This window comes from Pandoraea commovens, from assembly GCF_902459615.1.
In the GTDB taxonomy this organism is placed as follows: domain Bacteria; phylum Pseudomonadota; class Gammaproteobacteria; order Burkholderiales; family Burkholderiaceae; genus Pandoraea; species Pandoraea commovens.
On the sequence record NZ_CABPSA010000005.1, the window covers coordinates 220604 to 233223 of the forward strand.

The following is a 12620-nucleotide window of genomic DNA, read 5'->3' on the forward strand; positions in this document are numbered from 1 at the left end:
ACATCTCGCACTACGCCACGATCCCATGAGTGTGCCTTGTTCTCTAAAGCCGGTTGTATTGACCGTCCATCGTTAGCGCCACGCGCTACCGACCTGAATGTAGAAGGCGTTCTCCCCTTTGCTGTGGGCGACGTCGATGCCTACGGCCAGACCCAGCTTGGCGGCGATGAGATAGCGAAACCCTGCGCCGACGCTCACGACGGCGTCGGCTTCAGAGAAGGATTTCCACTTGCCCCACGCGCGTCCCGCACCGCTGAATCCCAGCACCGACCAGCGCGGTGTGACGTTCCAACGAACCTCGGCTTCGACCATCGCCGCGTTCTGGTCCTGATATCGCCCTTGCTGCACGCCGCGCAGCTTCACATAGGGCTGCGCGTAGAAAGGCGTATCGCCCGCCGAGAAGCGACCGTCGAGGCGCAAACCGAGTACCCAGTCGCGTGCGAGCGGCAGCCATGTGTAGCCGCGTCCGTTATAGGTCTCGAACGATTGGGAACTGCCAGCCCACGGGCGCGCGGCCTGAAGTTCCAGTTCCATATAGCTGCCGCGATTCGGGAAGAACATGTTGTCGCGCGAGTCGTAGTCGATCACCAGACCGACCTTGCCGATACGGCGCTGCGCATCGGGTAGACCGACCTCCTGCGCCACCTGTCCCGTGAAGTGCGTGTTCGAATCGAAATACGTGTAGCGCGGCCCGATGTACCAATGCGAGTGTCCGATGCGAAACAGCACCTGCTGCACAAGCAACCAGCCGTTCAACTGATATGAGCGCGGTGCGCTCGACAGACCGTAGTAGTCCGTCTTCATGTTCACTTTGGCGAGGCCGCCGAGATAGCGGATGGCGTCGCCACCCCACGTATGGAAGTGCATGAGGCCCGCACCCCATGTCCCGTTTTCGGTGTACATCCCGCCGACGGCGGTGATGTTCGGAGGTGTCATGACACCGGTTTCTTTTGCGTTTCTCGCGGCGTCCGCCATCGACTCGGAAAAGAACAGCAGCCCAACGCCGCCACCATATCCAATGGCCGGTTCTGTGATGATCATCGGGACGGGTAACGCGCCACGATGATTCAGCAGGAAATCGCTGGCATCGAAATTACTGTCGTCCTTTGAATGCCAGGACACTTTTTCTTTAGTGGGTTCGGTTAAGGTGCCGGGTTTATCGGGTGCAACAATCTGATCGGCCTGTTTGGCTGCGGCTGTGCCATCCAATGTTTGCGCGCTGACGGAAGTCGTTGCGGCGGCAATACACAGCGCTAATACCGCAGCCAGGTTTCGCTGAAGGCACCCATGCGTCACGTAGCCGGGCATCGTTCTACGCCTCCTCCCACGACAGTCTCTGCATTGGCTGTTCGCTCTCCGGCAACGAGAATGAAATTCAGTGATATTTAATTTTCAAAAATATCAAATACGTCAAGCAAAGTAATTTTAATTACTAATTAATTACTCAATTAAACCAACTTTCAACAAAACACTAAGACATTTAACAAGCTTTAGTCAAAAATAATTTTTAAATTCCCGATAACCACCGGTGGTTGGGCGATTGACTCGGTTCGAGCGGCGATTGAGTCCGGGCGACGCGCTGCTCACGCCCCGAATCGGGGAGTATTTTTCCTTGCTGGTCTGACGCGGACGGTGCGGTATGCTTACGCGATTCGACCAAAAGGAGACCCCATGCGCTCACCTCTTCGCGGCATCCGCCTGTCGGGTGTTTTGCTTGCTCTGACGTTGTCCGGCGTAGTGACGGCGGCCCGTGCCGACCTGACCGTTGGCATTGACCTGTCCTCGACGGGGCCGGCGGCCGCTATCGGTATTGCCAGCAAGAACGCCATGCAGCTTTGGCCTGACCAGATCGGTGGCCAGAAGGTGCATTACATCTTTCTGGACGACGCCTCCGATCCCGGCACGGCTGTCAAAAACGCACGCAAGCTCATCAGCGAAAACAAGGTGGACGTGATCGTCGGCCCGAACATCACGCCGAGCGCGCTGGCCATGCTCGACCCGATCTCGGAAGCGGAAACGCCGATGGTCACGCTGATCGGTTCGGCGGTGGCCGTAGAGCCGCAGGACGCCAAGCGTCGCTGGGCCTTCAAGATGGCCGCCAACGATTCGGCCATGGCTGACGTGATGACCCGTTACATGGCCAACCACGGCGTGAAGACGGTCGGATTCATCGGCTTTGCAGACGCCTATGGCGATAGCTGGTTGAAGGAATTTTCGAAGTTCGCCGCGCTCCGCAAATTGCAGATCGTGGCGCAGGAACGCTTCAACCGGACCGACACGAGCGTGACCGGGCAAGCGCTTAAATTGATGTCGGCGAAGCCGGACGCCATTCTGGTGGCGGGTTCGGGTACACCGGCTGCACTGCCGCAGCGCACGCTCCAGGAGCGCGGCTACACCGGCAAGATTTATCAGACGCACGGCATTGCGACGTACGACTTCGTTCGTGTCGGCGGTAAGGATGTCGAGGGCACCCTGTTCCCGACGCAACCGGGCGTCGTCGCCAAGACGCTGCCGGACGGACATCCCGCCCGCAAAGCGGCGCTTGCGTTCACGAAGAAGTACGAAGCGAAGTACGGCGCGGACACCGTGACCCAGTTCGCGGCGGATGCTTACGGCGTATGGGATCTGCTCAACGACGCCGTGCCGCGTGCCGCCAAGGTTGCGGCGCCGGGCACGCCCGCGTTCCGTGTGGCATTGCGCGACGCGCTGGAGTCGACGCATAACCTCGCGATCCCCAACGGCATCATGAACCTGAGTCCGCAGGACCACGTCGGTCTGGATCAGCGTGCCGGAGTAATGGGACAGATCAAGAACGGCAAGTTTGTCTACGTCTCCGACTGATATCGGGAAACGGCACGATTGTCGGCGGTGCCAAGCCTGAGGTTTGGCACCGCCGGTGACGCAAAGCTGCCGAAGCGGGCTTGTGGCGGGAGAAAATTTCGGTCATAATCTCGCCTTCGTCCGGTGAGCCGTCAGGTTTATCGAACGATTCACGCTGCGACACCGTTCGGTGTCGGCACACCCGCCCAGGTGGTGAAATTGGTAGACGCAGGGGACTCAAAATCCCCCGCCGCAAGGCGTGCCGGTTCGATTCCGGCCCTGGGCACCACGGCTTTTCCAAGACATCTGGCGATTCCGCCATGCTCCGCAATTCGGTTATTTCGTCGGCTCGACTTTGTCGTCGAGACGGTCGCGCACGTAATGCTCGGTCATTACCAAAGAGCGGTGGCCAAGTTGCTTTTGGGCCTTTCGAATATCTCCCGTTGACTCCGCTTTGTCGGTACCGGCTTTGGCCCGAAGGTCGCGACACTGGAATGCATCCTTAGCAACCCCGGCAGCCTCGCGAGCCGCATCGAATCGAGTTCGCAAGCCTCGCTGAGGCAGATAACGGGGGGCGCTAAATGGTCAAGAGCAAGTGCTTGTGAATGTCGTAGAAAATCATCGACGGCCCACCGCATGAGATGGGCCATCTACAAAATTACCTTACCAATTTCGGGTTCGCTCCGGGCTTAGGTGAGTGAAGTATGTAGTACGGACTGAACAATCGTTCTGTCGCCACCATCGCCTCCGCAAAAGTATCGAAGTAAATCGCATGGTCCGGGTCAGGTACATGCGCCCGTTGGATTTCTCTCTGCTCCTCATCCCACGCGTAGCCGAGGTAACGGGCATGCGCATGAAACCAAATCACGTAGCCCTTGCGGGGAAATGACGGCGGCAACGTTGGTACTCGCTGCTTGTCCTTGGACGCGTCGGTCTTCTTGGTCGAGCCAACATCGTGTGGCGTAATGCTGCGCTCGCTTGCGTCTGTCACGGTGCCTCCACTTGGATAGGAATAGTTCACTGGGGGACGTAACTCATCATGTCAGGCGCGCAGATACTTGCGTTTCAGCAACTTCCGATAAATTTTTCGGCTAAACGGCCAATGCGCCGGAATACCAAAGGCGGCGACCTGAATTCAGAGGGGCGGGCACGTGATTTGATAACTGTTGATAAGAATGCTAGAGTGACCACTGACCTAGCCAACTCCAACAGGAGGGAAATCATGATCAGTGCAGAACTCGGGCGCTCGCTTGAGGAGTACGTCGCCGAACTGGTGAAGCGGGGCCGTTACGGCTCGAAGAGTGAGGTGTTGCGCGAGGGGGTCCGTCTGATTCAGGACCGTGAGTCGCAGCTTGCGGCGTTGGATGCGATGGTTGAGAAGGGCATTGCAGATGCCGCAGCGGGTAAGGGGCAGCCAGCCGCTGATGTGTTCGACCGCCTTGAGAAGAAGTATCAGGCAAAGGTGGACGACGAGGGATGATCGTTCACTTATTGCCCGAAGCCATCGTAGACCTTGAGACCGTTGGTGATTACATCGCGCTGGACAATCCGCGCCGCGCAGTAGCATTCATTCAAGAACTGCGGGACAAGTGTTTGAGCCTCGCAGACATGCCGTACGCCTTCCCCGTCGTGCCGCGCTATGAGCGCTTCGGTATCCGACATCGCGTCTACGGCAACTACCAAATCTTCTATCGTGTGGTCGAGTCGGACGAGCGTATCGACATCGTCCACATCCTGCACGGCGCACGAAATTACGCGGCGATTCTGTTTCCCTGATGGCATCAATTGAAGTGCCGAGGATGAAAAAGTGGTGCTGCGAATGCCCTCGAAAGCCCCCCTAAACATCCCCCAATAAACCGCTGGAATCACTAGCGGCGCAGTCGTTCATCCCGTCCGACGGCTCAGTCCTGTTCCCGCGCCGCACTCACCGCCCCCGACATCTCGTCGACCACGACAATCTTCTCCAACGCATGCCGGTCTTGCGACATGTGGTAGTACCGCTTCATCCTGCCGTGAATGTCGCGAGCCAACAGAACGTGCGTTGCGTCGACGGCGATGTCCTTCGCCTTGCGGATGTCCGGCGCTTTCACATAGAAGTCTCGCCTCACCCCATCGATGACCGGCATGGCATTGGTCAGCGCGCGACGCGTTTCCGGGGTCATCTCCGATTGCAGTGTCGCATCCATTTCACGGGGAGAAGGTCCGAGCGCGTGAGATGGCAATTGTCCCGCCATCGGGCGCGCACGCATAAGCCCTCGTGCCATTCCCAAGGCCGCACGTCGCGCCGAAGGCAGTACCAGGTTCAGCTTGTTCAGCGTGCTGATCCATTTTTGCCCTTCACCGGAATTCCCCACGGGGTTCAAGTCGGCGTGATGCGTCGCTACGACGAGGTTCGGATGCCGGTAAAGACTGCCGAAAATACCTCCGTCGACGCCCGTCTTTCCACCGAACGCGTTTTTTCTGAACTGCGTCCCCGACTCTTCATAGCTGCCGCTGATGTCGTTCGAGCATCGAACATAGTCCGCAATCGAGGAAGGCAGGATTCGCCTGCGCGTCCCATTCTCCACATCGACCTGCACGCCACCACTGCGAAACACCCCGGCAACGTTTGCCATGTCCTCCGTGTTCACCATCACGGCGCAGGCTCTGCAATAGCTAAGAAAGGCATCCTCGGAAAGCGCTCGCCTGCATGACAAGGCGAACTCGGACGTCAGTCCGCCGGCACGTGTCGAGTTAGCGTCGACGAATGCCTTGCCATGTTTGCGCATCGCATAAATCGTCAGACTATCCTCATCCACAAAGCCCGAGGCATCCAGCGTCGCCAGCAATTGCCGGTTGCGACTCATTGCCTGGTCAGGCGGACAAAACTCGAACTCTCCGGCGGCCATGGCTTCATTGACGCTCAACCCCGGATTTCTCGTCAACGACTTCATCATCTCCAGGAAGCCATCGAACGGATCGCTGCCCGACGGCGTGTGAATCTGAATCAGCATCCACGTTGCAAGCGCACCGATGTTCACACTCGAATTGAACGGACGGCCGTCGGGTGCGAGCGTGGCATCGTTATAGGGGAGCGTAGATGCTTGCATCCCGACGTATCGACCGTAGCGCTCAGGCTGACCGCCCATCAACCGAATCGCCAGCGCCATCGCCACCGGTTTGGACATGCTCTGCTGCGAAAAGCGGTGATGCATATCGCCAACGCTGACGATCTTTCCCGTGCGCGTGTCCATCAAAGAGATAGCGCGCTTTTCCGCACACGGATTCGTACCGGGAATGCCTTGAACGGGACGCCCTTTGCCGACGGGTGCAGCACGCGAACGAATCACTTCGCTCAGCAGCGCAGCGTCCACGACATACGATTTCCGATAGACCGCCGAAGGCGAGATGTCCTCTCGCGCCCCCTCACTCACGTTCCGAATGTGCATCAGGTCGGCGATCATCACGCGACCGGCAGGATCTGCCTGACATGGTTGAAGATGCACAGAAGCAACGTCATCCACGGGAATCCGTGGGACAAAAGACAGAATTTTCATGATGCGGCGACTTTCTTGAACTCGGAGATATCTGGTCTCAACCTGTTCGATGACCCTATTTCTCTCAGAGCTTCGCCTTGCGGCAAGATCGCCGTGTGTCCCCGCCGTCATTGCGACGGCTTCGGCATTTCGAGAAGAGCATCCCTAAACGATGTTTTATTTCCCTAGGCTACAGGTACGACCAGGAAAGCCGATTCTATGGTTCGCTCATCGCATACTCGACGCGACAACCTCATCGGGTCCGTTCGCTACGGCTCGGCAATCAGGTCGCTATCTTCATAACATCACGTAATTTCCGAATCGGTTGATAGCGCGGAGATCTCGCGCCGAACGCTGCGCAGTCGTCGTCGGATCCCTCGCGCCGCGCGCAATACCGCGTAGCACATGGATCGAAGCGCTCACTACGTTTTCATATTCAATTGGGAAAAGCGCCGAAGCCTTGCGCGTGGCAGCGATCGGGCAGAACGATTCGGACGATGCTGAAACTCACGTCACTTCACGCCTGCCATCATGAAAACACCCTAACCGTACATTTATGGGAGACCTTCATGAACGCTTCTAAAGACGCGAAGACCGAGAAGAGCAGCGACGTCGTTAAGAAGAATCGCAAGCGCTGCGGAACACTGAACGTGCCGAAATCGTTAGCTCGGCAAGGCTACGTAGTTTGGTTTTATGAGCACGGGGAGTATCTGGGATTGGCGTGGAACGAAACGGCTTCGGAAATCGAAAAAGCGCACGTCACCGACGACGATCACGCGATCTACTTCGAAACGTTCGCGCAAGCCGCAGTGGCGTGCGACAAGTTCGTCAGCCCGTGCCGCGTGCTCCATTCGCCTGGCCCCGGCAAGCGGCCGAAACTCATGGGCTAATCGCGGCGGACGGTTCGCCGTTTGTGGCGGGCCGTCCGTGCCTGTAGACGATCTGACACGGTTCGCCCGAGTGGGTGCTGCGGCGTCTGCACGCGCACCGTTTCGGCGGCGATCCCAACCTTTGGGTGCGCGTCACGTCGGCCTTGCGCCCACGCGAGAACCGTCGGCGACTACGGTGGGCTGATCTTCGAGAGAAAGTGCGTCGCGGCAACAAGCGCTGTGCCGACCGTCACGATGGTGCCGATTAGTCGCCAGGTGAGCACATGTAGTTCGCGATGTAACCCGGCACCCAGCGCGTGCATGTCCGATCTGACCGACGCGATCTCACCTGCTATTTCGCTGCGGACTTTGCCGAACTCCTGATGCATCTCTCGGCGCAACTCTCCAAACCCCTGATGCATCTCCTGACGCAACTCTCCGAGCCCCCGATGCATCTCCTGACGCACCTTTCCGAACTCCTGATGCATCTCCTGCCGTACCTTTCCGAGCCCCCGATGCATCTCCTGACGCACCTTTCCGAACTCCTGATGCATCTCCTGCCGCACCGTTCCGAACTCCTGATGCATCTCGCTTCTGAGGCCGCCAACTTCGCGATGCGTCTCGGCACGAACCGTGCCGAACTCCCTAGCAAGATCCTCCTTGGTTGCCAGGGTCGGTAACACCGCCTCGACGGACGCAATTCTTTCATGCAACCGCATCTCATCGTGCTTGTGCCGGGCATCCGCGTGCCCTACTTTGAACCGTGTAATACGTGAATCAATTTTCCGGAGTGTTCCCATCTTCATCTGCACCTTCTGTCGCATCGTCGCCCTCACCTCGCAGGCGTCGACACGTTGGGTAAACGATGTGCAGTGAAGGCGCTTTCGTGCGAAATATGCGGCTTTTTTGCGATCGTCCGGCTCCGCTGCGCTCGCGCCCGTCACTGCATGAGAACCACTCTATCCCGCTGCGCTGTGCTTTCGGTTCTACGTAGTCGCCGACATAGGTGCGGCCAGATGAGCCACGATCTCTTGCGCCGTCGCCCGCGCGCTTCGCATGACGCCGATCAGCGTCGCCGACGCATACCCCGTCCACTCGCCGTAGCCAACCAGCCATAGTCGGGGCTCATCGACGCTCCTTGTCCCGGTGACGCGAATCCGCCCATCGGCCTGCGCAATACCCAGGCCGCGCAAATGACCCAGCGAAGGCCGAAATCCGGTGCACCAGATAACGACGTCGACCGTCGTATGCGTCCCGTCTTCCCAGACGACACCGTCCTCGACGAATCGCGCGAACGGACGCACTGTGCGCAACACCCCACGCGAACGCGCTTCAAGCACCGACGGCACCATGACAATGTGCCCCAGCCCGCTATCGGGATACGGGTCCGGCAAGCCTTGCTGCACAGCCTGCCAGCGTGCCGTTGCGCGTTCGAACAGCACGCGTCCGTCGACGTCGTCCGGTAAGTAAGACGGCGGACTTAGCGTGACCCAGGTCGCTTCGCTCACCTGCGACACTTCGGCATAGATCTGCGCCCCCGAATTGCCACCACCGACGACCAGCACGCGCCGCCCGCGCAGCCCCTGCGCCCCCGCGTATTCGGCCGAATGCATCTGGAGTCCGCCGAACGCATCCTGCCCCGGATAGGACGGCACATACGGCGAACGCCACGACCCCGTTGCACTGACGACAGTGCGGGCCAGCCAGTCGCCGCGATCGGTACTCACCCGCAATCCGTCTGTCTGTGCGACGACGTTCGTCACGTTGACGGGACGCATCACCGGCACCTCATAACGCGCTTCGTACTCGCGCAAATACGTCACGACCGCGTCTCTCGACGGGTATTGCATCTCGCCGCCGCGCATCGGCCACCCCGGCAATGACGACCATTGCGCAGGCGAAAAAAGTTGCAGCGACGGCCACGCCCGTTGCCATGCGCCGCCCGCGGTCGTCTGATCGTCCAGCACCTGATAGTTCACCTGCCATCGACGCAGGAAGTACGCCGTCGCAAGCGCCGACTGGCCGCCGCCGATCACAAGCGTATCGACGTGCCTCATCGAAGACGACGAAGGCAAGGATGACGAAGGCGGCGATGCCATCTCTTGCAGGCTCATGCCCCCTCCTCGTCATCCGCCTGCACACGCGGCCCCACCTGACGGAAATAACGTCCTGGCGATTCTCCGAAGGCACGCCGGAACATGGCGATGAAATTGCTGGGGGTCGAGTACCCGAGCGAATCGGCAATCGTACCGACGGGTTCGCCGTTTGCCAGCCGTTCAAGCGCACTCACCAGACGCGCCTGTTGCCGCCACTGCGTGAACCCCATCCCCGTTTCCGCCACAAAAAGACGCCGTGCCGTGCGCGACGACACACCGGCATGCTGGGCCAGCGCCTCCAGCGAGGTCTGCCCGCTCAGATCGTCGAGCACGGCACGCGCCACACGCGCTACGCGCGCATCGGTCGGCATTGGCAGCCCGAGCGGCTCGGCAGGTGCGCGCGCGATCTCATCGACCAGCACCTGCGCAAGCCGCATCTCCTCGTCCGTCAGCACGTCTCGCAGCGCCCACGACACGGCCCGTTTGACAAGCGCCGCCAGCAACTCCGACACGCCCACCACAGAGGGCGTGGACGGCAATGTCGTCGCAGCCGCTGGCGTCACCAGCACGATCCACCCGCTCACCACGCTCGATAGCGACACGCGATGCGTGACACCGGGCGGAATCCATCCCGCTCGGTAGGGCGGCAACACCCACGCGCCGAACGGCGTATGCACGTGCGCCAATCCCGCGTGAATACAGAACAATTGGCCTCGGACGTGCGAATGCCAATCCAGCTCGCGCGTGCCGATCCTGAACAGACTTCGCTCGTGATCGCGCCCGCCGAAGGCCCAGACGGGCGGGCCGTCGAGCCGGTCGTTCGGCTTGTAGCGGGCGAACGGCGAGTCGTCGAGTTGCATCAGCCCCACGTCGGGTTTCCTGCGCGGCAGGTCGAGAGAATCGGTGCTCATACGTTTGTCCGATGTTTGTCCGATTTGCATTGTTTTATGACCAAACAATGTTATCAGGTCAAACGCGAGCGCGCGGACAATGAGCGAAGTGCCACTGCTGGCCGCCTCATGACGGCCCATCGAAATCATGTCAGTCTTGCATGTCAACATCATCGGCGCGGGTCTGGGCGGCCTGTGCCTGGCGCAGGGCCTGCGCCGCGCGGGAATCTCGTTCGATGTCTACGAGCGGGATCCCGCCCCCGACGCCCGCTTCCAGGGGTATCGCCTGCGCATCGACGCCAACGGCCTGGATGCCCTGAGCGAATGCCTGTCCGACGGCGGCATCGACCGCGTGCGCGAGCGTGCGGCCGTGGCGCGCGCCGGCGGGCGATTCGTCACCCCTCAACTCGAAGACGCCAAGGTCGTCTTACCGCCTAGCTGGCACGACGCGCACACCGATTCGGCCGTCACAGACCATCGCCAGCGCACCACGACCGGCGCCGCGCGCCCGACGCCGCATGCCCCTGACATCCCCGGCGACGTCAGCGTCCATCGCCAGACGCTTCGCGAAATTCTGCTCGACGGCATTCTCGATCGTGTGCATTTCGGCAAATCGTTCTCGCGCACGACCACGATTGCCGACGGCCGCCGTATCGCCCATTTCGACGACGGCACGCAAAGCTTGCCGGGGCTCGTGATTGCAGCAGACGGCACTCAATCCCGCGTTCGCGAATACGTGTTGCCGGGCATGGCCCCTCGCGAGACGGGCGACATCTGCATCTACGGCCTCACGCCGCTGTCGACCGCCCTGCTCGTGCTGATGGACGCCCACGGCGAGGCCACCATGATGGAAGGCAGCACCGTCGTGTTTGCCGACGGATTTGCCGTCATCGTCGAGGCGATGCTGTTTCGTCGTCCGCTTCGTGGCGATATGGCCCCCGAGACAAAGCGCGCACCCGCCCGGATGCCCCTCTCGCCAGTCTCCGACTATCTCTATTGGGCGTTCATCGGTCCGTCGCGAACGCTGCTCGGCCCTGCGTACACCTGCGCGGAAATGCCGGACGCCATGCCGCTCGCGCGCATCGAGTCGATGACACAGTCATGGCACCCGCATCTCGGCTCGCTGTTCTCGCACGCGGTCCCCGAAACGGTCCGCGTGTCGCCCGTGCGCAGCACCGCCAGCCCGCTGCCCTGGCAGATCGACGGTGTGGCCGGGCTGGGCGATGCGGTCCACGCGATGAGCCCCGCCGGGGGACTTGGCGCAAACACGGCGTTGCGCGACGCCGCGCAACTGACCCGGCATCTGCGCACGGTCGCCGACGGCCACGTGCCGCTCTGGCAAGCCATCACCGCCTATGAGCGCGACATGTGCGAGCGCGCGCGCGAGGCGGTGCGTCTTGCCGATGCTGGCGCCGCACTGCTCAACGCGCGTCGCGGCCCGTCGCCCGCATCGACACGGCAATCCGCCGATCTGATGCATTTGTGAGACGACCGCGATCCCGTGTTACTTTTACGGCAACGTTACTGCGCGTGAGGAGTGACTATGTACACCGTAATGGGTATCACGGGTCGCGTTGGCGGCGTGATCGGACACGATCTGCTCACCGCCGGCCTGCCACTGCGGGCCATTGTTCAGGACCCCGTCAAATCAAGTCGATGGGCCACGCTTGGCGGCGAGATCGCGGTGGCGGAGAACGGTGACGCCGATGCGCTGACCAACGCCTTTCGTGGCAGCGAAGCCGTCTTCGTCATGCTCCCGCCGAACGCCGACCCGGAACTCGACTTCTCGCACGCTCGGCACCTGATCGACGCCATCGTCAAAGCACTGAGCGCCACGAACCCCAGGCGGGTGGTGTGCCTGTCGAGCATTGGTGCCGATTGCGACACTCCCAGCCTGATCACCGCGCTGCGTCTGTTCGAAGAGGCGGTGCGCGGGGTACGCTCGCCCGTGACCTTCCTGCGCCCTGCATGGTTGATGGAGAACTTTGCGTGGGACATTGCGCCCGCCCGGGAACGTGGCGAGCTGCCGAGCTATCTGGCACCGGTGGACCGGGCCATTCCGATGGTGTCGACGAACGACGTCGGCCATTTTGCCGCACGTGCGATGCAGGAGGATTTCGACGGCGAACGTATCTGGGAAATCGAAGGACCGGAGCGTTACTCGCCGGACGACATCGCCGCTGCTTTGGCGCGCGCCCTCGTGCGAGACGTGATCGCCGAGGCCGTACCGCGTGCAGGGTGGGACCCGCTGTTCCGCGCGCAAGGCATGCGCAACCCGCTGCCGCGCATCCAGATGCTCGACGGGTTCAACGACGGCACTTTCCAGTTTCGCGACAACGGCCGGCATGTCATGCGCGGAGACGTCACGCTGCTCGACGCGATTACCGCGCTGGTTCGGGAAACCTGAAGTCGAGAGTGAGCGTCTACGGC

General features: G+C 60.9%; 13 protein-coding genes and 1 tRNA gene. 7 read left to right on the forward strand and 7 right to left on the reverse strand.

Going from position 1 to position 12620, the window contains the following annotated elements:
* Positions 1 to 72 precede the first annotated feature (72 nt).
* Positions 73 to 1122 (reverse strand): BamA/TamA family outer membrane protein, encoded by a 1050-nt coding sequence (locus PCO31010_RS16225; protein WP_257959555.1) that lies wholly within the window; start codon positions 1120 to 1122, stop codon positions 73 to 75.
* Positions 1123 to 1671: 549 nt separating this feature from the next.
* Here PCO31010_RS16225 and PCO31010_RS16230 point away from each other — a divergent pair.
* A complete protein-coding gene (locus PCO31010_RS16230) occupies positions 1672 to 2841 on the forward strand; it encodes an ABC transporter substrate-binding protein (protein ID WP_150665157.1) in 1170 nt (389 codons plus the stop codon).
* Positions 2842 to 3024: 183 nt separating this feature from the next.
* Positions 3025 to 3109, forward strand: a tRNA-Leu gene (locus tag PCO31010_RS16235).
* 47 nt (positions 3110 to 3156) lie between these two features.
* Here the strand turns inward: PCO31010_RS16235 and PCO31010_RS16240 are convergent.
* The gene (locus PCO31010_RS16240; RefSeq protein ID WP_343039214.1) at positions 3157 to 3369 is read right to left on the reverse strand and encodes a tyrosine-type recombinase/integrase; all 213 of its coding nucleotides are present in this window, start codon (positions 3367 to 3369) and stop codon (positions 3157 to 3159) included.
* Positions 3370 to 3478: 109 nt separating this feature from the next.
* Positions 3479 to 3811, reverse strand: a complete 333-nt coding sequence (locus PCO31010_RS16245; RefSeq protein ID WP_150665158.1) for a hypothetical protein — start codon at positions 3809 to 3811, stop codon at positions 3479 to 3481.
* Between the two features lie 231 nt (positions 3812 to 4042).
* On the opposite strand from PCO31010_RS16245, the gene PCO31010_RS16250 reads away from it, so the two are divergent.
* Both PCO31010_RS16250 and PCO31010_RS16255 read left to right on the forward strand, forming a co-directional pair.
* Positions 4043 to 4300, forward strand: a complete 258-nt coding sequence (locus PCO31010_RS16250; protein WP_150665159.1) for a type II toxin-antitoxin system ParD family antitoxin — start codon at positions 4043 to 4045, stop codon at positions 4298 to 4300.
* The gene (locus PCO31010_RS16255) at positions 4297 to 4596 is read left to right on the forward strand and encodes a type II toxin-antitoxin system RelE/ParE family toxin (RefSeq protein WP_150665160.1); all 300 of its coding nucleotides are present in this window, start codon (positions 4297 to 4299) and stop codon (positions 4594 to 4596) included. Before PCO31010_RS16250 ends, PCO31010_RS16255 begins: the two co-directional genes overlap by 4 nt.
* A gap of 125 nt (positions 4597 to 4721) precedes the next feature.
* Here the strand turns inward: PCO31010_RS16255 and PCO31010_RS16260 are convergent, their stop codons facing one another.
* A complete protein-coding gene (locus tag PCO31010_RS16260) occupies positions 4722 to 6467 on the reverse strand; it encodes a glutaminase (RefSeq protein WP_150665161.1) in 1746 nt (581 codons plus the stop codon).
* A 365-nt stretch (positions 6468 to 6832) separates the two neighbouring features.
* On the opposite strand from PCO31010_RS16260, the gene PCO31010_RS26975 reads away from it, so the two are divergent.
* A complete protein-coding gene (locus PCO31010_RS26975; RefSeq protein ID WP_246184637.1) occupies positions 6833 to 7225 on the forward strand; it encodes a hypothetical protein in 393 nt (130 codons plus the stop codon).
* Between the two features lie 170 nt (positions 7226 to 7395).
* On the opposite strand, the gene PCO31010_RS16270 is transcribed toward PCO31010_RS26975, so the two are convergent.
* The 3 genes from PCO31010_RS16270 to PCO31010_RS16280 form a co-directional block, all read right to left on the reverse strand.
* Positions 7396 to 8028 (reverse strand): hypothetical protein, encoded by a 633-nt coding sequence (locus PCO31010_RS16270; RefSeq protein ID WP_150665162.1) that lies wholly within the window; start codon positions 8026 to 8028, stop codon positions 7396 to 7398.
* 162 nt (positions 8029 to 8190) lie between these two features.
* The gene (locus PCO31010_RS16275) at positions 8191 to 9261 is read right to left on the reverse strand and encodes an ArsO family NAD(P)H-dependent flavin-containing monooxygenase (RefSeq protein WP_150665314.1); all 1071 of its coding nucleotides are present in this window, start codon (positions 9259 to 9261) and stop codon (positions 8191 to 8193) included.
* A gap of 53 nt (positions 9262 to 9314) precedes the next feature.
* Positions 9315 to 10160, reverse strand: coding sequence for an AraC family transcriptional regulator (locus PCO31010_RS16280; RefSeq protein WP_150665315.1), 846 nt, complete (start codon positions 10158 to 10160; stop codon positions 9315 to 9317).
* A gap of 178 nt (positions 10161 to 10338) precedes the next feature.
* Here PCO31010_RS16280 and PCO31010_RS16285 point away from each other — a divergent pair, with 178 nt between their 5' ends.
* On the forward strand, positions 10339 to 11676 hold the full coding sequence (locus tag PCO31010_RS16285; RefSeq protein ID WP_150665316.1) for an FAD-dependent oxidoreductase: 1338 nt from the start codon (positions 10339 to 10341) through the stop codon (positions 11674 to 11676).
* A 57-nt stretch (positions 11677 to 11733) separates the two neighbouring features.
* Positions 11734 to 12597: an NmrA family NAD(P)-binding protein gene (locus PCO31010_RS16290; protein WP_150665163.1), complete on the forward strand. Its 864-nt coding sequence runs from the start codon at positions 11734 to 11736 to the stop codon at positions 12595 to 12597.
* The last annotated feature ends 23 nt before the right edge of the window (positions 12598 to 12620 follow it).